A 22879-nucleotide genomic window follows, 5' to 3' on the forward strand; every position below is an offset into this window, starting at 1 on the left:
GTCAAAGGTACCCCCTGAGCGCTTCGGTGCGCTCACGAAGGTCTTTTATCTTCGTAACAATGGGATTGATTTCCATGAATTGCCTACTCGCTATCAGAAAATGGATGCGATCAAAATCAGAGGCGGGATTCTACCGGAAATCGGTGATTAAATCAGCCAGGGAGGCACACTCTGGTTCGGTGCCAACATCAATCGGGCTTGGGTGTAGCGCCACTCAGACTTGGGTGCAGCGCCAATCGGGCAGCTTCTCCCGGGATACGCTGTGAATACATCCATGTACGCTCGACAAAATCATCCATGATTTTGACGATCCCGGAAGAAGCTGCCCGATTGGCGCCCGGAGCTTGGCATTGCCTTAGTCTCGTAGGTTGGATTAGTAGCGACGTATGGAGGACTCAACCAAGGCCTGATCGGCGCGGGGGTGGAGGTTCTTTTCTGCAGGGACAAAGGTGTCTGAGCGCAGCGAGTTCTTTTCCCGAAAGAAAAGAACCTCCACCCTCGTGCCAGCCACCGAACCGAACTACTCCAGCGGCTCCAGATAATCAATAAGCAACTGCAGATTGGTCCGGCCCCGGAAGGTGTTGGCGTCAGGCTTGTAAACGATGCGCGCACCGGTGCGGGTGTAGTCCGGTACTTCCGGGCCGGTATTGAACGCGATGCCGTCGATGATAGCGCCGCCTTCTTCGGGTTGAAGCACCAGTTTCAGATGGTTTTCGCCAACAATGCGCTGGCTGACCACGCGGAAGTTGCCGTCGAACAGGGGTTCCGGGAAATGCTGCCCCCAGGGACCCGCGCGCCTGAGCAGCGTTGCGGTATCGAGATGGAGTTCCCCGGAATTCAAGGGTCCGTCGGTGGTAATGGCGGCTTCCAGGTCTTCGGCACGAAGGCTGTCGCGCACTGCCCTGTCGAATGCCTCGCTGAATGCATCCAGGTCATCACGACGCAGGGTCATGCCGGCGGCCATGGCGTGGCCACCGAATTTTTTCATCATGCCCGGGTGGCGGGAATCGACCGCCGCCAGCACGTCGCGAATATGCAACCCGGGAATGGATCGGGCGGAGCCTTTGATGTCGACACCGTTATCATCCGGCGCAAAAGCAATCGTTGGACGGTGGGTCTGTTCCCGGATGCGCGCCGCAAGGATGCCGATCACGCCCTGGTGCCAGTCGGCATCGAACAGGGCCAGCCCCCAGGGAAGCCCTTCGAGATCCAGCGACATGGACGCGAGCAGTTCCTGCGCCTGGGCCTTCATGCCTTTTTCAATGGTTCGGCGTTCGCGGTTAAAGGTGTCGAGTTCACGGGCCAGTCGCAATGCTTCATCCCGACTGTCGGCCAGCAGGCAGGCTATACCAACGCTCATGTCGTCCAGCCGTCCGGCAGCATTGAGCCGTGGCCCCACGACAAACCCCAGATCGGTAGAGCTGATTTCCTGATAATCCCGCCCGGCGACTTCCAGCAGTGCCAGAATGCCAGGCCTCGCTTCGCCCTGGCGAATCCGCCTGAGCCCCTGTTCGACCAATATCCGGTTATTGTGGTCCAGGGGAACGACATCAGCGACGGTGCCCAGTGCCACCAGGTCCAGCAGGCTGCCGAGATTTGGCTGGGGGTCGGGCAACCGGTTATTTTCCCGCAGGTGTCTGCGCAGGGCCGTCAACACATAAAACATGACGCCAACGCCCGCGGCGTTCTTGCTCAGAAAAGGGCAGCCGGGCTGATTTGGATTTACGATGGCGTTGGCATCCGGCAAAGTTTCACCAGCCAGGTGATGGTCGGTAACCACAACACTGATGTCCAGGTCCCTGGCAGCCCGGACGCCCTCTACGGCCGCAATGCCGTTATCAACGGTGACCAGCAGGTCTGGTAATGCGCCTTCTTCCTCGAGGCGGGCAATGATGCCCGGGGTCAGTCCGTAGCCATCGGCGAAGCGGCTGGGTACGCGAAAATCCAGGTGTTCAAGACCCAGCATGCCCAGGCCGAGCATCGCAACGGCGGTGCTGGTCGCGCCATCCGCATCAAAATCCCCCAATATCATCACACGCTGCTTTTCAGCAATCGCAGTCGCAAGCAATTGCACCGCGTGATCAATCCCGCGCAATTCCATTGGCGAGGCAAGGTACTTGAGGCTGTAACTGAGTTGTTCATCAGAGCTGACCCCGCGTGCCGCGTAAAGGCGCCGCAGCAGGGCAGGCAGATTCTTGCCCCAGCCCGAAGGGCTGCCCGGAGTGGGGCGACGCAGGATCTTTCTGGATGTCATACCGGTCAGGTATTCTTCCAGTGCCTGGTGATGAAGTCCTGCACGGTAGGCAGATCGTTTTCCAGCACGGTATAACGTTCTTCCCGCTCGAACAGGTCTGCCATGTGGATCGGAAGCTCCGGTGATGCTTTTACCCCGGACTCCAGAACCGCGTCCGGGAATTTTGCCGGGTGGGCCGTGCCAAGGGTAATCATCGGCACTGAGGGATCGCGCCGGCAGTTCCTGGCAGCACGGACACCAATGGCAGTGTGCGGGTCCAGCAGGTATTCATTGTGCTCGAAGATCTCGCGAATGGTGTCTGTGGTGCCCCTGTCATCCACGGCATCACTGTCAAACAGCCTACGGGCGGATTTCCACCGGTAATCCGCTATGCTCACCGGGCCTTTCGAGGCGTTTTCCAGCAACTCTTTCACTGCCCGGCCATCACGACCATGGAGATCAAACAGCAGCCGTTCGAAGTTGCTCGACACCATGATATCCATGCTGGGTGACAGGGTATGTTCCAGGGTTTGCTGTTCGTACCGGTTGCCGCTCATGAAACGGTGCAGAATGTCATTCCGGTTGGTGGCAATCACCAGTTGGGAGACTGGCAGGCCCATGTTTCTCGCCAGGTAGCCGGCGAAGATATCGCCAAAGTTGCCGGTTGGCACCGAAAACGCCATGCTGCGGTCAGGGCCGCCCAGCGCCAGTGATGCATGGAAGTAATAAACGATCTGGGCCATGATCCGCGCCCAGTTGATCGAGTTCACCGCCGCCAGCTGGGTCTTGCCGCCAAGGAACGACTGGTCGCTGAAGCTGGCTTTTACCATGCGCTGGCAATCATCGAAATTGCCACGCACCGCGAGGTTATGGATATTCTCGCCTTTGACGGTGGTCATCTGGCGCCGCTGTACTTCCGACACCCGCTGGTAGGGATGCAGGATAAATATATCGACGTGCTTGCAGCGGCGGCAGCCCTCAATGGCCGCAGACCCGGTATCACCGGACGTTGCGCCCATGATAACCACATGCTGCTGACGTTTTTCCAGCACGTAATCGAGCAGGCGACCCAGTAACTGCAGGGCAAAATCCTTGAAGGCAAGAGTCGGCCCACGGAACAGCTCCAGAACCCACTCATTGGTGTCCAGTTGAACCAGCGGCGCGACCGCCTTGTGGGCAAACACGCCATAGGTTTCAGCCAGCATGGCCTGAAAGTCATCGGCCGGAACCGCGTCCTCGACAAACGGATGCATGACGTTAAACGCCAGCTCACTGTAGGACAAACCACGCCAACTGCGTATTTCTTCAAGACTGAAGTGCGGCAGCGATTCCGGAACGTACAGCCCGCCATCGGGGGCAAGCCCTGTCAGCAGTACATCCTCGAAACCCACTGAGGGCGCTTCGCCCCGTGTACTGATGTATCTCACCCTGTATTTCTCTCTACCCTGGGGCTCTAGCCCTCGAAATTTTCCGCACGAATGCGGACAACACGACCATCGATATCGCTCAGCGCTTCCAGCTCTTCGATGGCACGGTTCATTTGCCGTTCCTGAACCGTGTGAGTCAGGATGATGACCGGAATGCGCCCGTCTTTGAATTCGGACTCTTTCTGCATGATGGATTCAATGTTGATACCGTGCTCGCTGATGACCGATGCGATCTTGGCAAGAACGCCTGGATGGTCCAGAGCAGTGATGCGCAGGTAATAGGCCGACTGGATATCTTCCATCGGCAGCACCGGCAGATTTTCCATCGCGTCCGGCCGGAACCCCAGGTAGGGAATCCGCAGTTCACTGGAAGAAGCGACCGCTCTGGCCGCGTCGATGATATCGGCAATCACCGCCGAGGCCGTTGCCTCGTCACCGGCACCGGGGCCATAGTACATGGTCTGGCCGACAGCGTCGCCATCCACCAGCACGGCATTGAGTACACCGTCCACCTGGGCGATCAGGTGGCTGCGTGGCACCAGCGTCGGATGAACACGCAACTCGATACCACCCTCGCGGCGACGGGCGATACCAAGATGCTTGATGCGATAGCCCAGAATCTCGGCGTGAGCAATATCGTAGGGAGTAACATCGGAAATGCCTTCGGTATAGGCCTTTTCAAACTGCAGCGGCACACCGAAACCGGCCGAGGCCAGAATAGTCAGTTTGTGGGCGGCGTCGATACCTTCCACATCAAAGGTCGGATCGGCTTCGGCATAGCCCAGATCCTGGGCTTCTTTCAGAACTGCGGCAAATTCCCGGCCTGCCCGCATTTCGGTCAGTATGTAGTTGCCGGTGCCGTTAATGATGCCAGCGATCCAGTCGACGCGATTTGCCGCCATACCTTCACGGACAGCCTTGATCACAGGAATGCCACCGGCAACGCCTGCTTCATAGGAAACAATGACGTTCTTTTCCGCCGCAGCTGCAAAAATCTCGTTGCCGTGGACAGCGATAAGGGCCTTGTTCGCGGTGACCACATGCTTGCCTTGCTCGATGGCCGCCAGCACCAGTTCCCGGGCCGTGTCGTAACCGCCGATCAGTTCCACAACCACATCGACAGAGGGATCGTTCACCACATCGAACACATCGGTGCTGAAGGGAATCGCGCCCAGATCAATGTCGTTCCTGGGGGTGCGGGTCGCAACCCGGGCAATGCGGATGCTGAAACCGGTGCGGCCGGTAATCAGCTTCGCGTTACGCTCAAGAACATTAAATGTACCGCCACCGACGGTGCCCAATCCGCAGATTCCGACATTGACCTCTTTCAAACTTTCACCCCTGTTTCCGATAGGTTGTTTAGTCGAGCGACAGTATAACGGTAAATGTGCCCCCGAATAACCCCAAAACAACCGATCAGAACAGCCCCAGATCCTGGGCCAGCTGTTCCGCAGGACGATAGCCGGGTATTACCTGTCCGTTTTCCATGATAATCGCCGGGGTTCCGCTGACCCCGACCTGCTGGCCCAGCTGATATTGTGCCAGTACCGGGTTGTCACAACTCTTGCGGTCGATATTTTTACCCTGCTTGGCTGCGTCCATCGCCGATCTCTGATCATCCGCACACCAGACCGATACATATTTGTTGAAGGACGAGGTGCCAGGACCGGAACGTGGGAACCCGAAGTAATGCACGGTAATTCCGAGTTCATTCAGCTGCGGCATTTCATCGTGAAACTTGCGGCAATAAGGGCAGTCGATGTCGGTGAAGACGGCAATGGAGGCCTTTTCCTCGCCCTTGGCGGGATAGGAAATAACGCCATCCATGCCGAAACCTTGCAATGTTTCCGACCGCTCGATCAGGCGCTTGTCTTCCGACAGATTGGCGATGCCCTCGGGGCTGATCCTGAACAGATCCCCGGCCAGAAGGTACTGGCCATCCTCGGTCACCAGGACGGTTGCGCTGTTGCTGCTGGTAACCTCATACAGACCGGGAACCTCGGATTCAGTGACACCGGTAATATCCAGTTGGGGAACCGCCGCCGACAGCTTCGCGGCGATGGCCTCCTCGATTTCGCCGGCCGCTGCGGCTGTGCCGTAAAAAGCAACAAGCAGGGCTGCAGAGAGAAGGGTAAATAAACGTGACATCCGGGGTTTAAGCATAGGGAGTTCCGATATTCCGAGTTAAAAAACCTGTGCGATCAGGTACTGTTCCAGCTGCGACAAAAAGCCGGGCCTTAAGTTCAGCGGCAAGGCGACAAAATAACTCGCCGCTCGTCAATTTGCCAGAGCAAGGGAGCCTCTGAACAACTCTGCGGCTATCAACCACGGGGATGATGTGACTGGTGCAAAGCCTGCAGACGCTGACGGGCGACGTGGGTATATATCTGGGTCGTTGACAGGTCCGCGTGCCCAAGCAACATCTGCACGACTCTGAGATCCGCGCCGTGATTCAGCAGATGGGTGGCAAACGCGTGCCGCAGCGTATGGGGCGACAGCTGTTTGCGAATGCCGGCGCGCTGGGCATAGAGCTTGATGCGGTGCCAGAAGGTCTGCCGGGTCATCGCTGCCGGCCGGTTACCGGGAAACAGCGCATCGCAGGGTCCGGCTTTCAGCAGTTGCGGCCGAGCCTGGCGCATGTACCGGATCAGCCAGTCCACCGCTTCCTCCCCCAGCGGCACCAGCCGCTCCTTATCACCTTTGCCAATGATACGGATCACGCCCTGGCGCAGGTTGACCTCGGCAACGGTCAGGGCCACCAGCTCGGAAACCCTCAGGCCGCAGCCATACAGTATTTCCATCATGGCTTTGTCACGGAGCTCGATGGGCAGGTCGGGATCCGGCTCCGCCAGCAAACACTCAACATCTGCCTCGGAAAGGGAGTCCGGTAATTTCTGCGGCAGCCGCGGGCTGTCGATTCGAAGAGTCGGATCTTCGACGATCAGATTTTCCCGCAACAGATAACGGTAAAAGCGGCGCAGTCCCGACAGACGACGCGCAGCAGTGGCCGTTTTACAGCCATCGGCGAGACCATTTGAAATCCAGCCCAGAAGGTGGCTGCGGTTGACATCGGCCAGCAGCGGCTGGCCCGGCTGTTTCATCAGCCAAACAGCCAGCCGCTCCAGATCACTCTGGTAGGCCTGGCGGGTCTTTTCCCCCAGACCGTCTTCCAGCCAGATGGCATCGCAGAAACGCTCGACGATTGCAGCATCGGAGGAGCGGACGAGGTCTGTGGATCTGCGCTTATCGATCATTTAACCAAGAAAGGGCAGCCATAAGCTGCCCTTCCCCTCGAACTGATCCTGCCTCGGCTGCCACCGGCACACGCCGGTTTTCAGCCCAGCTTTTCCTTGATCCGGGCGGCCTTGCCAGACAGATCGCGCAGGTAGTACAGCTTGGCCTGGCGAACGTCACCGCGACGCTTCACACTGATGCTGTCGATCAGTCTGGAGAAGGTCTGGAAGGTACGCTCGACACCTACACCGTAGGAAACCTTGCGCACGGTAAAGGAAGAGTTCATGCCACGATTGCGCTTGCCGATGACAACGCCTTCAAACGCCTGAAGGCGCTCACGGTTACCCTCCGTTACACGCACCTGGATAACCACCGTGTCACCCGGTGTGAACACCGGGATTTCCTTGGTCATCTGCTCTGATTCAATCTGACTGATGATAGTGTTCTTACCGCTCATCGTAATGCTCCTGATACCTAATCTTTTAATGCCCTGATGATTCGAAGGCACCCGGTTCGTTTAAAATCTCTTCCAGCAGCTCGCGCTCTTCATTCGTAAATACCCGGCCTTCCAGCAGGTCAGGGCGTCGCTCCCGGGTTCGCCTCAGGGACTGCTTGAGCCGCCAACGGCGGATCTGATCATGGTGACCGCCCAACAATACATCTGGCACTGCCTGGCCCTCGTACAGTTCCGGCCGGGTGTAGTGCGGACAATCCAGCAGGCCGTCAGCAAATGAATCCTGCTCCGCTGACTGTGCATGGCCCAGCGCTCCGGGAATGAGACGCGTAATCGCATCCATCACCGCCATGGCGGCCAGCTCGCCCCCGGACAGGACGAAATCGCCCAGCGAAAGCTCCAGATTGACCTCCGCAGAGATCAGGCGCTCATCAACACCCTCATAGCGGCCTGCCACCAGAATCAGGCTTTGCTCTGATGCCAGCGAGCCGACCATTGCCTGATTCAGCCTCTCTCCCTGGGGCGAAAGATACACCACACAGGGTTTACCCGGTGCTGCCGCCTTTGCTGCCTGAATCGCATCCCGCAGGGGCTGAATTTTCATCAGCATACCCGGCCCGCCACCGTATGGCCGGTCATCCACCGTGCGGTGCCGATCATGGGTGAATTCCCGGGGATTCCACGCATGAAAGGTCAACAGACCCTCTCTCACTGCCCGCCCGGTAATCCCGACTTCGGTGACCGCAGCAAACATTTCAGGAAACAGACTGACCGCGCCAATCCACACCCGCTAGAACTCCGGGTCCCAGTCAACAGTGATTGATCCTTCAGCAAGACTGACGCTGATGACGGCCTGGTCCGGCAGATAGGGAATCAACCGCTCGCGCTGGTCAATCGATGCCTCGGTTGCACGAACCACAAGTACATCGTTGGCGCCGGTTTCGATCATATGATCGACTTTACCCAGGCACTCACCATCGACGGTGAACACCGTAAGCCCTTCAAGCTGATGCCAGTAAAACTCACCGTCGGGCAATTCCGGCAACTCGGTCGTGGGCACGGTAATGTCGGCACCGCTGTAGGTACGGGCGACCTCACGGTCATCTATACCCTTCAACCTGACTACAATGCCCTGACCTTGCCGTCGGCCTTCTTCAAGTTTCGCGGGAATTCGCTGACCGTTGTGAACCAGCGTCCAGTCCCGGTATTCCAGAATTCCGTCCTTGGGATCAGTATAGGAATAGACTTTCAACCATCCCTTAACCCCAAAAACCGAGGTTATCTGACCGATCACAGTTTCCTGCGAATGCCTAGCCATGGAAACACCCCGGTAACAACCTGATTACTCGGCGGCCGCGCCTTTCAACAGTTGAGCTACACGCTCACTGGTCTGAGCACCCTGGCTCACCCAGTGATCAACGCGATCACGATCAATACGCAGACGCTCTTCCTGGCCGCGGGCGACCGGGTTGAAGAAGCCAACGCGCTCGATGAAACGACCGTCGCGGGATTTACGGCTGTCTGTCACTGTCAGATGGTAGAACGGGCGCTTCTTGGAGCCGCCGCGAGCCAAACGGATTATTACCATTTCGACCAATATCCTGTTCTGTTGTACGAACTTTGTACGATTCACACCCGCCAGACTCTGGCCGGCGCGAAGACCCATACTCGAAAGGGGCCGTATTCTATGCTAATTGAACGCCAAAGAAAACAGGGAAAATGCCCCGGTTTCTACATACGCCCGCGCGGTGGCATACCACCGCCAGCGCCGCCTGGCGGCATCATACCGCCCAGACCACGCATCATGTTAGCCATTCCGCCTTTCTTGCCAAATTTCTTCATCATTTTCTGCATCTGTTTGTGCTGTTTAAGCAGACGGTTGATGTCCTGGATCTGGGTGCCGGACCCCCCGGCGATGCGACGCTTCCGGGAATTATTGATGACATCCGGATAGCGGCGTTCCTTCGGTGTCATCGAGCAGATGATGGCTTCCATCTGCCCCATCGACTTGTCGTTCACCTGCTGCTGGGCCATCTGGGCCATCTGCCCCATGCCCGGCAATTTTTCCATCATGCCACCGATACCGCCCATGTTTTTCATCTGCTGCAACTGGTCGCGGAAGTCTTCGAGATCAAAGCTTTTGCCTTTCTTGATCTTCTTGCTGAGCTTCTGTGCCTTCTTCTGGTCAATCTTGCGCTCTGCTTCCTCTATAAGCGAGAGCACATCGCCCATGCCCAGAATCCGCGACGCTACCCGGTCGGGGTGGAATGGCTCCAGGGCATCGGTTTTCTCACCCACACCCAGGAACTTGATGGGTTTGCCGGTGATATGCCGGACCGACAGGGCTGCACCGCCGCGGGCATCACCGTCAGTCTTGGTCAGCACCACACCGGTCAGGGGCAGCGCATCATTAAAAGCCCTGGCGGTATTTGCCGCATCCTGACCGGTCATGGCGTCGACCACGAACAGAGTCTCGATGGGGTTGACCGCTTTATGCAGGCGACCAATCTCTCCCATCATCTGTTCGTCAATGTGCAGACGGCCAGCGGTGTCCAGAATCACTACATCAATATGCTTTTTCCTGGCGGCATCCAGGGCACCATTGGCAATATCGACCGGATCCTGATCCCCGGAACTGGGGAAAAACTCGACGCTGACCTCGCCCGCCAGGGTTTCCAGCTGACGGATCGCCGCCGGGCGATAGACGTCTGCGCTCACTACCATGACCGATTTTTTCTGACGTTCCTTGAGAAAGCGCGCCAGTTTCGCCACCGTCGTGGTCTTACCCGCACCCTGCAAACCCGCCATCATAATAACCGCCGGCGGCTGGGTCGCCAGATTGAGAGACTCGTTGCCGTCCCCCATAACGCGCTCCAGCTCCTGCTGGACAACTTTCACGAATACCTGCCCGGGCGTCAGACTGCGCTGGACTTCCTGACCAACGGAGCGCTGACGTACGCCTTCGATAAACTCTTTGACCACCGGCAGGGCAACATCGGCTTCCAGCAAAGCCATCCGGACTTCCCGGAGTGTTTCTTTTATATTGTCGTCGGTCAGCCGCGCCTGACCCGAGATTTTGTGCAGACTGCCGGAAAGCCGGTCCTGAAGGTTCTCAAACATGCTGATCTTCCGTATCCGGATAAATTGATTGCAAAACAAAGGGAAACCCGACGGGATTGATGACGGGTGCCCTTGATTCCTGTTGCATAATCGCGACATTATAACCAGACTAACGACTTTAAACGACCAGACCGGTCAAATCGGCATCAGTGCCTGCCGATTCTCTGTTTTCACGTGGTTAAAGGAAGTCATGGGAACGCTGATCCTCGCGGTCACTTCGTTACTGCTCTACAGCATTGGCACAGCCTTGCAGGCTCTCAGCTTCAGGGGTCGGGTGCATACCAATATCGCAATAACCACACTGATCGGCATGCTGGCGCTGACCGCCCATGGCTTGCTGATTGCCCATACGGTCTACCGCGAAGGCGGGTTCGACTTCGCGTTCTTCCAGAGCTCGGTACTGATTTCCTGGCTGGTTGTCTTTCTGTTGCTGGGGCTCAATCTCCGCAAGCCTGTCGAGAGCCTGTTTCTCGGCGTTTATCCCATCGCTGCGCTGACAATTATCCTGGGGCTGGTCGCCCGCGGCTCTCACCAACTGGTCCCGGGAGACAGTTATGGCATGCTTTCCCACATCGCCCTGTCGGTCACAGCCTACAGCCTGTTTACCCTGGCAGCGATCCAGGCAGCGTTACTCTACCTCCAGAACCGCCAGCTCAAGCACAACTACAACAGCATACTGATCAGGAACCTGCCGCCGCTGCAGACCATGGAGTCGGTGCTGTTCGAAATGGTCTGGGCCGGCGTGGTGATGCTGGTACTGGCCATCGTCACCGGAGCGCTGTTCATTGACGACATCTTTGCCCAGGACCTGGCCCACAAGACGTTTTTCTCGCTGCTGTCACTGGTCGTGTTTATTGCCCTGCTGATCGGCCGCTACATCAGGGGCTGGCGAGGTGTGACCGCCAGCCGCTGGACGCTGGCCGGCTGCACCCTGTTAATGCTGGCCTTTTACGGCACCAAGTTTGTCCTCGAACTGCTTTTCCATCGTGGTGGCTGACGGCTCTCCGGCTCGAACCCGATCACTTGACAGCCCAGCCGCCAGACACCACCTTAATCTGACGGTTGTAACCTGAGGACGCAATTTCTTGGAAGACACATCAACCTCGCTTACCACACTGTTTATCATTCTGGCCGCCCTGATCCTGCTCTCCGGGTTTTTTTCCAGCTCCGAGACCGGCATGATGTCGCTCAACCGCTACCGCCTGAAGCACATGGCGAAAGCTGGCCATAAAGGTGCAAAGCGGGCCCAGAACCTGCTGAACCGGACGGACCAGTTGATCGGTGTCATCCTGATCGGCAATAACTTCGTCAACATCCTTGCCTCAGCGATCGCAACCGTCATCGCCATTGAGATCTGGGGTGATGCTGGCATTGCCGTCGCGACTATCCTGCTGACCATTGTCATTCTGATTTTTGCCGAGGTTACGCCAAAGACTCTGGCCGCCCTCTTCCCCGAAAAGATTGCCTTTCCGGCAAGTCATGTTCTCGGACCGTTACTCAAACTCCTGTACCCGGTCGTCTGGGCTGTCAACCTGTTCACTGGCGCTATTCTCAAACTGATTGGCGTTTCTGCCAAAGATGCCACCAACGACCACCTCAGCCGCGAAGAACTGCGGACGCTGGTTAACGAAGCCGGCGCCCTGATACCTGCCAAACACAAAGACATGCTGGTGAGCATCCTTGACCTGGAAAAAGTCACCGTGAATGACATCATGGTGCCGCGCAACGAAGTGGTCGGCGTTGATCTTGAAGATGACCTTGAAACCATCCTGCGCCAGTTAAAAAGCAGCCAGCACACACGCCTTCCGGTTTTCAAGGGGGACGTCAATAACATTCAGGGCGTACTTCACCTGCGCAACGCCACCAAGCTCCTGCAACAGGAGGAGATCAACAAGGCAATGCTGATGCAACTGTGCCGCGAGCCCTATTTCATTCCTGAAAGCACACCCCTGAACACCCAGCTCATCAATTTCCAGAAAGAAAAGCGCCGCTTCGGGATCGTGGTCGATGAGTACGGGGAGGTCCTGGGACTGGCCACGCTTGAAGATATACTGGAAGAAATTGTCGGCGAGTTCACCACCGATTATGCATCGACCAGCCCCAGCATTATTCCCCAGGACAACGGTACCTTTATCATTGATGGCACCGCGGCGGTGCGCACGATCAACAAGGATCTTGGCTGGAAACTGCCGCAGGATGGCCCCAAAACCCTGAACGGGCTGATCACCGAAACACTGGAAAACATTCCCGACACCAATGTGTGCCTGAAAGTAAGCGGCCACCGGGTGGAGGTGCTCCAGATCAAGGACAATGTGGTGAAAGCCGCTATTGTTCATCCGCTTAAACGCAAAAAACGCATGGCCCGATAGAACGTCATTCAATTATGTGGTTCCAGTAGCATTTTGACGATATTCTGTTCATACAATTCTGTGTTACCCTGTGCTAACCTAAAATAGAATTAAAAACGATAACGGTACAACGCTCGGTCTTTTTATACCCGGTTGAGGCGCACAGGAGTCTGTGATGAACAAGCAGTCCGGTATACATTTTCTCCGCGAGCACCGGGAAGCTGTCAGTTCAGGCAAAATGCCGACCGAGGTCGTGCGAATCCGCGACACTGTCGTGGCCGGGCTGGGAGACTTATTGCAGGGCTCCTTTGATGCGGTTGATGATTCGCTGTTCGAGCTGGCGAACAATGCCAGGAGCAACAACGAGCAGAATCGCTATTTTGAGGCCATGCGCGAAATTCGCATCAAGCGCAAAGGCGTTGAACGGCACTTTCAGAATACTGTCGGCCAGCTGTTCCTGCACCCCCCCCAGAGCGGAACCACTGCCAGCGAAGACCTGAGCCGGACACAATCCAGTGCGGATTCTCTGGCCCTGGTTGGTGATGATGATCTGGAAGAACAGGTCGCGCTGAATGCGATGATCACCAAATCAAAGGTTCACTTTCAGGGTCCCCTGCTGCAACTGCAGGCTAGATTCAGCCAGGTTTACCCGAATGCAAGTGATGAATCGCCGGTCAATCCCCTGTCTCCCGAACATCTCTGCAGCGCCTTTGTGGAAGCCATTCAGGCACTCGAAATCCAGATTCGTGAACGCCTGATTCTGCTCAAGCAGTTCGATCGTTATGTCGTGTCCAATCTCGGGATGCTGCTTGACGAAGCCAACCGGATACTGGTTCAGGCCGGTGTCATCCCTAATTTCCGCTACCATGGCAAATCCGGCAAGCAGCACGATCGGCCTGCCCGGGGTTCAGCTGATCATTCAGCGCAGCCCGACGCCAGCCCTGAAGACCAGGCGGCACAGTCGGCTGATACTGACACCCAGGGCCACCACGAAAGGGAGATGTTCGAGCAGATCCGCCAGTTGCTGGCGTATCAGCGCAGGCAAACCAGGGGTGGCTCAAGGTCAGCCGACGCTGACGTGCAGGTTATTGGTGAGTCCGAGCTGATCCGTCTGCTGAGCGCGCTCCCGCAACAGGACCCCGAACTGCACAATTGGGAAAACCTGAGTGAGGGCCAACCACGCGCAGTAGATCTGTACGCGGTGGTCAGTCAGTTGCTGTTGCAGGCAGAAACCAAGAAAAATGGTAAAAAACCGGCACTGAACGAAATGGACGAGGACCTGATCAACCTCGTGTCCATGCTGTTCGAGTTCATTCTGGACGATTACAACCTGTCAGCGCCGGTTCAGGTACTGATCAGCCGCCTTCAGATTCCCATTCTGAAAGTTGTCATCAAGGACAAAACCTTCTTCAGCAAAGCCACCCACCCTGCCCGCCGACTGCTTAATAGCCTCGCAAAGGCGGGGATTGGCTGGAGTGAGAGCGACGAGAAGACCCGTGACAAACTTTATGATCAGATCCACTCCATCGTGGTCCGTATTCTCAATGAATTCGATGGTGATATTGCGCTGTTTGAGACACTTGGAGAAGAGTTCGACCAGTTCCTGGCTCGCGAAAACCGCAAATCCTCCCTTGTGGAACAGCGCACCCGGGAGTCCGAGCGCGGCCGCATCAAATCCCAGAAAGCGCAGGAGACTGTGGATCAGCTGCTTCAGAAAAAGCTGGCCAGCTACAAGCTTCAGGAGCCTGTTCGCAACATCCTGCTGAACGGCTGGAGCCGCGTCATGTTCCTGGCCTACCTTCGCGACGATGTAGAGCATCGCTGGGCGCAGACAGTAAAAGTCGTCGATGATCTGATCTGGTGTCTGCACCCGCATCAGGAGGATGAAGAGCGCGATCACTGGGTCCGGGTCGTTCCCGGGCTTCTTAAATCGCTACGGGCAGGCCTTGAGGAAGTATCCTATAACTCCTCCAAACTTGACGAAATGATGGCTGAGCTGAAGCATGAACTGACAGAAGCCTTCCGCGCCAACGAGCTTGCCGAAACCATGGCCAACCCGCCGCCCGAGCCGGAGAAAGAAGACCCGCAGCAAGCCCAGACCGCAATCAAGCGTCAGCAGGAACTGGAAAATGCGGCGATAGCAGAATACGTTGCCCAGATCGACGAAATGGAGGTCGGCAACTGGGTTGAGTTCAGTCTGGTCAATGGTGCCAGCTTCCGCTGCAAACTCTCCGCAATCATCGAAGAGGCGGAATGCTTCGTTTTCGTCAACCGCATGGGACTGAAAGTCATCGAAAAGACCAGATCTGAACTTGCCCATGAACTGCGAAGGGGTCGTTTAACCGTTCTGCAGCAGGGCGCTCTCATTGATCGTGCCCTGGATGCGGTCGCCGGCACTTTGCGAAGTAAGGCCGCGGGGTAGCCGAGCGCAAAAGACCGAAGCCTTGCGGGAAATTACGGTCCAGGGCTGCTATCAGACTGCCCTGGACCACTCATAGCCAGTTTTCTTCAGTGGTGATCCAGGGTCAGGGTGAACTACTTTCTGATGTCCGTTACCGCACCCGTGTTCAGGCTTCTGCCTGCCTCGCAGCTGCTTTCACCTGTTCCGCAAGTTCGCCGCTCTCGGACATCTCGAGAATGATATCGCAGCCGCCGACAAGCTCGCCGTTAATATAAAGCTGGGGATAGGTGGGCCAGCTGGAATACACTTTCAGTGCCTCCCGCAGTTCCTGATTATCAAGAATATTGACAAATGCAAAGCGTTCACCGCAGGCCATCAGAGCCTGGGATGTCTTGGCCGAGAAACCGCACTGAGGCTGCTGCGGAGATCCTTTCATGTACAGAATGATCGGATTTTCTTCGAGCTGGTTCTTGATAGTTTCGTTTACGTCCATTGACAGTTACCTCGCGCAGAAATCATGAGTTGCCATAGTGCAACGTGTGACGCTTATTGTACACGCCTCGCCGTAGCGGGACCAAACCTGTGTGAGCGCCAATGGCGTTGTCATCACACGGTTGAGCCGCTAGACTTGTGTCCCTTTGAAAGGCAGACCTTGTCATGGCAAGACACTTTCTCACTCTTAACGATTTCAGCCCGGATGAACTGGAGGCTCTGCTTGACCATGCCACCAAGCTTCGCAGGGAATGGCGCCAGGGTACAGTTCGGGAGACCCTCAAGAATCGCGTGCTGGCGATGATTTTCGAAAAGTCTTCGACCCGAACCCGGGTATCCTTTGAAGCAGGAATGGCCCAGCTTGGCGGCTCTGCACTGTTTCTGTCGCCGCGGGACACCCAGCTTGGCCGCGGCGAACCTCTGGAAGATTCGGCCATTGTCATATCCAGCATGGTCGATGCAGTGATGATCCGTACGTTCGATCATGCAACCGCTGAGCGCTTTGCTGCGGCTTCCCGGGCACCGGTGATCAACGCCCTGACTGACACTTTCCATCCCTGCCAGTTACTGGCCGACATGCAGACCTACCGTGAGCATCGCGGCAGCATTCGGGGCGGAACCGTGGCCTGGATCGGTGACGGGAATAATATGTGCCACTCCTATATGAACGCAGCCAACCAGTTCGGTTTCAATCTGCGCATAGCCTGCCCTGAAGGCTATGAGCCGGATGCTGCCCTGCTGCAGACCCATGCCGGCCACACAGAAATGGTCAGGGACCCAGCCGAAGCCGCCAGGGACGCACATCTTCTGGTGACCGACGTGTGGGCGTCCATGGGCCAGGAAGATGAGCAGAAAGCCCGCGAAGGCGCCTTTGCCAATTATCAGATTAACCCGCAACTGATGAGCCTTGCGGATAAAGACGCCCTGTTCATGCACTGCCTGCCCGCACACCGGGGCGAAGAAATCTCGGCTGACATGATGGAACACGCCGGCTCCGTTGTCTGGGACGAGGCGGAAAATCGTCTCCACGCCCAGAAAGCCCTGCTTGAATTCCTGATTCTCAACCCTGGAACAGCCTGATGATAACAAGTCAGAGCCAGCCCGATGACTGGCTTCTCGAAGTCACCAACATGTCCTGCGGCTACGGCAACGGTTCTGTGGTCAAGGAGGTCAGTTTTGCCCTCAGCCATGGCGATATCGGCTGCCTGCTCGGACCCAGTGGCTGCGGCAAAAGCACCATCCTGCGAGCGCTGGCCGGGTTTCTGCCACTCAACGGCGGCGAGATACGCCTGCAGGGAGCGGCCATCAGCCTGCCGGGCAAGACTCTGGCCCCGGAAAAGCGCCGGATCGGCATGGTATTTCAGGACTATGCGCTTTTTCCCCATCTGACGATTGCTGAAAATGTCGGCTTCGGCCTGCGCAACGAAAGCCGTGGGGAAAAAGCCCAGAGAGTCCGCGAGCTGTTGCAGGTCGTCCACCTTCAGGACCTTGCCGACAGTTATCCCCATGAGCTTTCTGGCGGCCAGCAACAGCGTGTTGCCCTTGCCCGGGCACTGGCGCCGGAGCCCACGCTGATTCTTCTGGACGAACCCTTCTCCAATCTGGACGCTGATCTGCGCAGGCGACTGAGCCTGGATGTGAGGGAGATCCTGAAGACACTGGGCATCAGCGCAATCCTGGTCACCCACGATCAGCAGGAAGCCTTTGCGATGTGCGACCAGGTTGCCGTTCTGAAGGATGGCGGAATTCAGCAGTGGGATGTGCCTTACAACCTTTATCATGAGCCCGCGAACCGGTTTGTCGCGGGTTTTGTTGGCCAGGGTGGTTTCATTCCCGGTACGACGCTTGGGCCGGATACCATTGAATCGAGGCTGGGGGTCATTCGTGGTAACCGGGCCTACCGCTGGCAGCCGGGAACCCTGGTCGATATTCTTATTCGCCCTGATGACATCGTTTACGACGCCGAGTCGGACCTGAAGCCGGAAGTCATAGAAAAGATCTTTGCAGGCACCTCAACGCTCTATCGCTTCCGCTGCTCCGAAGACACGGAATTCGAGGCGCTGTTTCGCAGTCACCTGGATTTCCACCTGGGGGAGCGTGTGCCCGTTCGGGTCGAAGCAGATCACCTGATTGCTTTCGAGCGAACCTGAACCCACCGGATCTGGCGCGTCAGTTGTTGCAGACTCTTGCGACCGCATCCAGCCATCCGGCGTAGAGTGATTCCCGCAGAACCGGTCTCATGACCGGTTCAAAATGGTGCTCCTGCTTCCACAGTGCGCCAATCTGCTCCAGGTTTTCGTATACGCCGGTCTGCAAACCCGCAAGATAGGCTGCGCCCAGCGCCGTGGTTTCGGTGACCCGTGGCCGTTCAACCGACACATTGAGAATATCCGCAAGAAACTGCATGAGCCAGTCATTGACTACCATGCCGCCGTCCACTCTGAGTGATTTCAGGGAAGTGCCGTCATTCTGGATAGCGCGAACCAGATCCTTGGTCTGATAACAGACCGACTGCAGCCCCGCTGTTACAATCTCGGCAATGCCGGTATCCCGAGTGAGACCCATAATCGCGCCGCGAGCGTGGGGATCCCAGTGGGGCGCGCCCAGGCCGGTAAACGCAGGCACCAGGTAAACCGGGTTCTCCACGCCTACTTCGATGGCGTATCGTGACGACTCACTGGCGTGGCGGATAAGCTTGAGCCCATCCCTCAGCCATTGCATGGCCGCACCTGCTACAAAGATGCTGCCTTCCATCGCGTAACAGGGTTTGCCGTTGAGGCGATATGCCATAGTGGTGAGCAGCCGGTTTTCTGAACGAGGCGCTTCAGAGCCGGTATTTACCATCAGGAAGCAACCGGTGCCATAGGTACTCTTCGCCATTCCCGGTTTGAAACAGGCCTGGCCTATCAGGGCCGCATGCTGATCGCCGGCTATTCCGGCAACCGGCAGGGCCTCGCCAAACCATTCCGGGGCTGTGGTACCAAAATCCGCAGCCGAATCCAGCACTTCTGGCAGTAGCGATCGCGGAATGCGGAAAAGCGCCAGCAGCTCCTCGTCCCAGTCCTGCTGGTGGATGTTGAAAATCGCGGTGCGGGAGGCGTTGGTAGCGTCAGTGCAGTGGGACCCGCCGTTGGTCAGGTTCCACAGCAGCCAGCTGTCGACAGTGCCGAATGCCAGTTCGCCAGCTTCGGCCCGTGCCCGCGAACCATCAACGTTATCCAGAATCCAGGCGATTTTGGTTGCGGAGAAATAGGGGTCGATCAGCAGACCGGTACGCTCGACAACGGTATCTTCATGGCCATCGGATTTGAGCCTGGAGCACCCGGAAGCGGTCCGGCGATCCTGCCAGACAATCGCGCGATAGACCGGCTTGCCGGTCTTGCGGTCCCAGATAATGGTGGTTTCGCGCTGGTTGGTAATACCGATTCCTGAAATTGATGACAGCGGCACGCCGGAGCTTGCAAGCACTTCACGGCAGACTGCGAGCGTGCTTTCCCAGATTTCGAGTGCATCGTGTTCAACCCACCCATCCTGAGGAAAATACTGCTGAAATTCCTGCTGCGCAGTGGCAACGGACGTTCCGCCAGCGTCAAAAACAATGGCGCGGGAGCTGGTGGTACCCTGATCAATAGCAAGCAGGTACTGCGGCATTCATTGCATCCTTTCAGCTGCGAAACGGAAAATCAGAGCGTTGGCTCAAACGGCTTCTTACGGGGCCAGACCAGACTGAACCTGGCACCACCGAGTTTATCGCTACGACCGACAAAGGCCTGGCCTCCATGCCAGTATAGAATACGGCGCACAATCGACAGTCCCAGGCCGTAACCGCCAGAGGTACGGGTGCGGCTGTCATCCAGCCGGGCAAAGGCCGTAAACACCTTCTCCCAGTCTTCTTCTGGCACGCCCGGGCCATCGTCTTCGACGTCGATCCGGCAGTTGTCTTCATCTAACTGGCAGTGGACGCGGATCCGGCTGGCCGCATAACGGGCACCATTGCCCACCAGATTCTGGATGGCGCGATGAATATAACGCGGCTCGATATCAGAAAGCGACCAGGTTTCGGACTCTTCATCAATGTCGGCCTCGATCACATGCTCGGTACGAATCAGTTGCTGCTCACTGACCACCTGGCGGACAATGTCCGTCACTGAATGCTCGTGCAGGGCAAACACAGGCCCGCCCTGCTCAAGTCTGGCATAGGTGAGAATTTCATCGATCAGCTCATCCAGTTCCTGAATGTCGCCATCAATGCCGTCGAGCTGTTTCTGCAACGTCGCCGGGCTGGTTGCACTTTCGATCATCTGGACGCCAAAACGTATACGTGCCACCGGAGTACGCAATTCATGGGAAACTGCGTGAATCATTTCCCGCTGAACGTCCACCAGCCGCTGGATATGCTCGGCCATGCCATTGAAAGACGCTGCCAGCCGTGACACCAGCCGGCTGTCAGTGGTTTCGACCCGGGCGCCCATCTCACCCCTGGCAATCCGGATAGCCACGGACTCAACAGCCCTGAGATTACTGTCCACCGCCCTGAGCGCCGCGTACAGGGCCAGCGCCAGTACTCCGCCGCCCACCACCAGCAGCAGCAAAAGCACCGGCCATGCCCAGTTATCAAACGGTGGCGGCATCACCAGATCAATCAGTGCGCCATCCTTCAGCCGGATAAGCACGTGGACACGGGTATCGGACGGGTACTGGTACAACGAAATACCGCGCTCGGCCACGCGGTCAAGAACATCTGCATCCGGCACTGAACCAGGGTCCCGGACCTGGGTCAGCGAGACATTCAGGGATTCGGACAACTGCCCCATCGCCTGTTCCCGGCTTTCGCCGGGAACGCCTCTCAGGTGCCACCGGGTAATCAGCGCCAGAGCCTCGGAAACATCACGGTAGAAATCCCCGAATCGCAATGTCAGTACCTGCCCCGAGTCATCCAGAACCATAACCTGCTGGCCGACGCTGGTATCCCGTGAAACGACCTGACCGTAGGAAAGTCGTTCGATAACAATCTCGGATACCGTCAACTGATCGGCAGACACTGCCTGAAAATCGTACCTTGAGGACAGCCAGTGGTACTGCAGCCCCGGGTTGGGAGCTGAAGCGATCCAGCGCATCAGGGGCCCGGCAAACCGTTCCTGCCAGTATTGCTCACGAACCGAATTGACCCCCAGAAACAGGGCGACACAGACCAGAAGAATCAGGGACGTCAGGCCGATGAGGCGGGCATAGAAATTGAAGAAAAACTTGAAGGGCATTGTCTGAACCCTGGCAATGAACGCTGACCCTCCGGGGCCAGCGCCAGAGGCTGGATAGTCAGGCTTCCTTTACAAACAGGTAGCCTTTACTGCGAACCGTCTTGATGCGCCGCGGGTGAATAGGGTCATCGCCGATTTTCGGGCGAATTCTGGACACCCGGACATCGATTGAGCGGTCCTGACCATCGTACTCGATACCCCGCAGGGCAGTGAAAATCTCTTCGCGGCTGAGAACACGTCCGGCGTTACTCGAAAGCAGCCAGAGCAGATCAAATTCGGCACTGGTCAGCTCAATGCTGGTATCGTTCAGCCAGGCTTCACGCATGGAACGATCCACCACCAGATCGTTGAACCGAAGCCGGACCGGTTCTTCGGTAAGACCTTCTTCCGCGGCCACCGTACCGGTCTCGCTCACCCGGCGCAACAATGCCCGGATGCGGGCCAGGAGGACCCGGGGTTTGACCGGTTTACCGACGTAATCGTCTGCACCCATTTCCAGACCCAACACCTGGTCCAGATCATCGGTGCGAGCCGTCAGCATGATGATCGGTCCATTGTAGTTCGGCCTTACCCGACGACAGATTGAAAGACCATCTTCGCCGGGCAGCATCAGATCCAGCACCACCAGATCCGGCTGCTCATTACGGATACGCTCGACTGCATTGCCGCCGTTTTGTTCCAGAGACACGCTGAGGCCGTTGCTTTCCAGATACTCCCGGGTCAGCTCCGCCAGCCTTTCATCGTCCTCGACTATCAGAATACGCCAACTTTCGTTCGTTTGTTCCACGCCGTCCATCTCTGAGCTTGTTATTTGGATTTCCCGAGTCCTTAGCACACGAACCCATGGATGCCTGAATCTACAGGCTACATGCTGTAACAGCAACTATACATGCTTTTCAGAAATATACATGGAACCGACTGATGGTTACAGCCCGGATACCGCCAATCCAGCGGGAGTTCCGGCAGAGTGGCGGGCGCGTTCGGCGAGAGTGGGGTTGCCAGTCACAATGGAAGCCGCGAACACCTCAGTCCAGGGGATAACCGGCGGCCACTTCCTCATCCGTGGCCTCGCGCCTTTCGATGATTTCAATATCAAAATAGAGCGTAAAGCCGGCCAGGGGGTGATTCGCATCCACCTTGACCAGGTTGCCATCAATACTGACAACCTGCACCACCTGGGCTTCACTGCCGGTGTTGGTCTGGAATTTCATGCCCGTCTGCAGATTTTCAACGCCTTCAAACATGGAACGCGGCACAGTGCGGACAAGATCAGGATTGTGTTCCCCATATGCCATTGAAGGGGGCACGGTCACTTCCAGACAGTCCCCCACATTGCGGTCTTTCACTGCCTCCTGGATACCGGTAATCACGCCCGGGGTGCCATGGATAAAACGCAGAGGCTCGCTTCCTTCGGAGGTGTCCACCAACTCGCCAAGCTTGTTCTTGAGCACATAGTGGACGGTAAATACGTCAGGTTTCTGCATCAGGTCGTCTGATTTCCTTTATCCGGTGAAGTGTCAGTCAGGTCAAGACCATGGACAAGCAGCCGCTGGTCAAGCTTTGCCCGCAGCCCCCGGGGGTTGTCGAGCTGCATTCGCTGCAGCAGCGACTGGTAGCGGCCCTCGGTGTCAGTCGCTGTCAGGGCCTTCCCCAGCACGCGCATTTTGCCACGCCGGCTGGCCGTTGCAGCTTTCAGCGCCTTTAACGCTTTACCCAGAACCAGTTCTTCTTCGGTAAAGTCGCAGCCAGTCGGGAAAGCCGGGAACAGTCCACCACCACCAGCGGTTGCCACTGTGTGCCTGACATGCGCCGGGGTATTGTTGCGCCAGCCCATGGGTATCCGGAACTCCGGGTCCACCTTGCCAGCCTTCCTGGCCTGCGCCAGAAGGTCCTCCTGAAACCGCGAGTCCGC

Annotated in this window: 20 protein-coding genes and 1 pseudogene; 5 read left to right on the forward strand and 16 right to left on the reverse strand. The window is 57.1% G+C overall.

The window, feature by feature from the left end; translation table 11 throughout:
* Window positions 1–520: 520 nt before the first annotated feature.
* The 10 genes from recJ to ffh all read right to left on the reverse strand — a co-directional run bounded on the left by recJ (window position 521) and on the right by ffh (window position 10468).
* Window positions 521–2254, reverse strand: coding sequence for a single-stranded-DNA-specific exonuclease RecJ (recJ, locus tag VJ956_RS10905; RefSeq protein ID WP_324084749.1), 1734 nt, complete (start codon window positions 2252–2254; stop codon window positions 521–523).
* A 5-nt stretch (window positions 2255–2259) separates the two neighbouring features.
* Window positions 2260–3660 carry a threonine synthase gene (gene thrC / locus VJ956_RS10910; protein WP_324084750.1) on the reverse strand — a complete coding sequence of 467 codons (1401 nt, stop codon included), beginning with the start codon at window positions 3658–3660 and terminating at the stop codon, window positions 2260–2262.
* A gap of 26 nt (window positions 3661–3686) precedes the next feature.
* On the reverse strand, window positions 3687–4991 hold the full coding sequence (locus VJ956_RS10915; protein WP_324084752.1) for a homoserine dehydrogenase: 1305 nt from the start codon (window positions 4989–4991) through the stop codon (window positions 3687–3689).
* An 85-nt stretch (window positions 4992–5076) separates the two neighbouring features.
* Complete coding sequence (locus tag VJ956_RS10920) at window positions 5077–5823, reverse strand: DsbC family protein (RefSeq protein WP_324084754.1); 747 nt, start codon at window positions 5821–5823, stop codon at window positions 5077–5079.
* A gap of 158 nt (window positions 5824–5981) precedes the next feature.
* Entirely contained in the window at window positions 5982–6914 is a 933-nt protein-coding gene (xerD, locus tag VJ956_RS10925; RefSeq protein ID WP_324084756.1) for a site-specific tyrosine recombinase XerD, read from the reverse strand.
* A gap of 80 nt (window positions 6915–6994) precedes the next feature.
* Window positions 6995–7351 carry a 50S ribosomal protein L19 gene (rplS, locus tag VJ956_RS10930; RefSeq protein ID WP_324084758.1) on the reverse strand — a complete coding sequence of 119 codons (357 nt, stop codon included), beginning with the start codon at window positions 7349–7351 and terminating at the stop codon, window positions 6995–6997.
* A 25-nt stretch (window positions 7352–7376) separates the two neighbouring features.
* Window positions 7377–8135 (reverse strand): tRNA (guanosine(37)-N1)-methyltransferase TrmD, encoded by a 759-nt coding sequence (gene trmD, locus VJ956_RS10935; protein WP_324084761.1) that lies wholly within the window; start codon window positions 8133–8135, stop codon window positions 7377–7379.
* Window positions 8136–8138: 3 nt separating this feature from the next.
* Window positions 8139–8666: a ribosome maturation factor RimM gene (gene rimM, locus VJ956_RS10940; RefSeq protein WP_324084764.1), complete on the reverse strand. Its 528-nt coding sequence runs from the start codon at window positions 8664–8666 to the stop codon at window positions 8139–8141.
* A 24-nt stretch (window positions 8667–8690) separates the two neighbouring features.
* Entirely contained in the window at window positions 8691–8936 is a 246-nt protein-coding gene (gene rpsP / locus VJ956_RS10945) for a 30S ribosomal protein S16 (RefSeq protein ID WP_324084766.1), read from the reverse strand.
* A 143-nt stretch (window positions 8937–9079) separates the two neighbouring features.
* Window positions 9080–10468: a signal recognition particle protein gene (gene ffh, locus VJ956_RS10950; RefSeq protein WP_324084768.1), complete on the reverse strand. Its 1389-nt coding sequence runs from the start codon at window positions 10466–10468 to the stop codon at window positions 9080–9082.
* Window positions 10469–10658: 190 nt separating this feature from the next.
* Here ffh and VJ956_RS10955 point away from each other — a divergent pair, with 190 nt between their 5' ends.
* The 3 genes from VJ956_RS10955 to VJ956_RS10965 all read left to right on the forward strand — a co-directional run bounded on the left by VJ956_RS10955 (window position 10659) and on the right by VJ956_RS10965 (window position 15238).
* Window positions 10659–11465, forward strand: a complete 807-nt coding sequence (locus VJ956_RS10955; protein WP_324084770.1) for a cytochrome C assembly family protein — start codon at window positions 10659–10661, stop codon at window positions 11463–11465.
* An 88-nt stretch (window positions 11466–11553) separates the two neighbouring features.
* The gene (locus VJ956_RS10960) at window positions 11554–12837 is read left to right on the forward strand and encodes an HlyC/CorC family transporter (RefSeq protein WP_324084771.1); all 1284 of its coding nucleotides are present in this window, start codon (window positions 11554–11556) and stop codon (window positions 12835–12837) included.
* A 154-nt stretch (window positions 12838–12991) separates the two neighbouring features.
* Window positions 12992–15238, forward strand: coding sequence for a DUF1631 domain-containing protein (locus VJ956_RS10965; protein ID WP_324084774.1), 2247 nt, complete (start codon window positions 12992–12994; stop codon window positions 15236–15238).
* A 145-nt stretch (window positions 15239–15383) separates the two neighbouring features.
* Here the strand turns inward: VJ956_RS10965 and grxD are convergent, their stop codons facing one another.
* The gene (grxD, locus tag VJ956_RS10970) at window positions 15384–15710 is read right to left on the reverse strand and encodes a Grx4 family monothiol glutaredoxin (protein ID WP_324084776.1); all 327 of its coding nucleotides are present in this window, start codon (window positions 15708–15710) and stop codon (window positions 15384–15386) included.
* 164 nt (window positions 15711–15874) lie between these two features.
* Between grxD and argF the strand changes: the two genes are divergently transcribed.
* A complete protein-coding gene (gene argF / locus VJ956_RS10975; RefSeq protein WP_324084778.1) occupies window positions 15875–16789 on the forward strand; it encodes an ornithine carbamoyltransferase in 915 nt (304 codons plus the stop codon).
* A complete protein-coding gene (locus VJ956_RS10980) occupies window positions 16789–17859 on the forward strand; it encodes an ABC transporter ATP-binding protein (RefSeq protein WP_324084780.1) in 1071 nt (356 codons plus the stop codon). The genes argF and VJ956_RS10980 overlap by 1 nt, the downstream gene beginning before the upstream one ends.
* 19 nt (window positions 17860–17878) lie before the next feature.
* Here the strand turns inward: VJ956_RS10980 and glpK are convergent, their stop codons facing one another.
* The 5 genes and pseudogenes from glpK to VJ956_RS11005 form a co-directional block, all read right to left on the reverse strand.
* Window positions 17879–19360 (reverse strand): glycerol kinase GlpK, encoded by a 1482-nt coding sequence (gene glpK, locus VJ956_RS10985; RefSeq protein WP_324084782.1) that lies wholly within the window; start codon window positions 19358–19360, stop codon window positions 17879–17881.
* Between the two features lie 32 nt (window positions 19361–19392).
* A complete protein-coding gene (locus VJ956_RS10990) occupies window positions 19393–20967 on the reverse strand; it encodes an ATP-binding protein (protein ID WP_324084784.1) in 1575 nt (524 codons plus the stop codon).
* A 58-nt stretch (window positions 20968–21025) separates the two neighbouring features.
* Window positions 21026–21763, reverse strand: a complete 738-nt coding sequence (locus VJ956_RS10995; RefSeq protein WP_324084786.1) for a response regulator — start codon at window positions 21761–21763, stop codon at window positions 21026–21028.
* Between the two features lie 229 nt (window positions 21764–21992).
* Window positions 21993–22451, reverse strand: a complete 459-nt coding sequence (locus VJ956_RS11000) for a peptidylprolyl isomerase (RefSeq protein ID WP_324084788.1) — start codon at window positions 22449–22451, stop codon at window positions 21993–21995.
* Window positions 22451–22879, reverse strand: a pseudogene (locus VJ956_RS11005) (acetyl-CoA hydrolase); the annotation flags it as partial. The pseudogene VJ956_RS11005 and the gene VJ956_RS11000, both read right to left, overlap by 1 nt.

The organism is Marinobacter sp. (genome assembly GCF_035268745.1).
In the GTDB taxonomy this organism is placed as follows: Bacteria; Pseudomonadota; Gammaproteobacteria; order Pseudomonadales; family Oleiphilaceae; genus Marinobacter.

What these genes read in the sequence shown, in the direction of transcription:
- rplS (WP_324084758.1), bottom strand. Translation starts at nt 7,351, where the DNA reads ATGAGCGGTAAGAACACTATCATCAGTCAGATTGAATCAGAGCAGATG.
- grxD (WP_324084776.1), bottom strand. Translation starts at nt 15,710, where the DNA reads ATGGACGTAAACGAAACTATCAAGAACCAGCTCGAAGAAAATCCGATC.
- rimM (WP_324084764.1), bottom strand. Translation starts at nt 8,666, where the DNA reads ATGGCTAGGCATTCGCAGGAAACTGTGATCGGTCAGATAACCTCGGTT.
- VJ956_RS10990 (WP_324084784.1), bottom strand. Translation starts at nt 20,967, where the DNA reads ATGCCCTTCAAGTTTTTCTTCAATTTCTATGCCCGCCTCATCGGCCTG.
- VJ956_RS10965 (WP_324084774.1), top strand. Translation starts at nt 12,992, where the DNA reads ATGAACAAGCAGTCCGGTATACATTTTCTCCGCGAGCACCGGGAAGCT.
- argF (WP_324084778.1), top strand. Translation starts at nt 15,875, where the DNA reads ATGGCAAGACACTTTCTCACTCTTAACGATTTCAGCCCGGATGAACTG.
- VJ956_RS10980 (WP_324084780.1), top strand. Translation starts at nt 16,789, where the DNA reads ATGATAACAAGTCAGAGCCAGCCCGATGACTGGCTTCTCGAAGTCACC.
- xerD (WP_324084756.1), bottom strand. Translation starts at nt 6,914, where the DNA reads ATGATCGATAAGCGCAGATCCACAGACCTCGTCCGCTCCTCCGATGCT.
- glpK (WP_324084782.1), bottom strand. Translation starts at nt 19,360, where the DNA reads ATGCCGCAGTACCTGCTTGCTATTGATCAGGGTACCACCAGCTCCCGC.
- VJ956_RS10995 (WP_324084786.1), bottom strand. Translation starts at nt 21,763, where the DNA reads ATGGACGGCGTGGAACAAACGAACGAAAGTTGGCGTATTCTGATAGTC.
- ffh (WP_324084768.1), bottom strand. Translation starts at nt 10,468, where the DNA reads ATGTTTGAGAACCTTCAGGACCGGCTTTCCGGCAGTCTGCACAAAATC.
- VJ956_RS11000 (WP_324084788.1), bottom strand. Translation starts at nt 22,451, where the DNA reads ATGCAGAAACCTGACGTATTTACCGTCCACTATGTGCTCAAGAACAAG.
- recJ (WP_324084749.1), bottom strand. Translation starts at nt 2,254, where the DNA reads ATGACATCCAGAAAGATCCTGCGTCGCCCCACTCCGGGCAGCCCTTCG.
- rpsP (WP_324084766.1), bottom strand. Translation starts at nt 8,936, where the DNA reads ATGGTAATAATCCGTTTGGCTCGCGGCGGCTCCAAGAAGCGCCCGTTC.
- VJ956_RS10955 (WP_324084770.1), top strand. Translation starts at nt 10,659, where the DNA reads ATGGGAACGCTGATCCTCGCGGTCACTTCGTTACTGCTCTACAGCATT.
- VJ956_RS10920 (WP_324084754.1), bottom strand. Translation starts at nt 5,823, where the DNA reads ATGCTTAAACCCCGGATGTCACGTTTATTTACCCTTCTCTCTGCAGCC.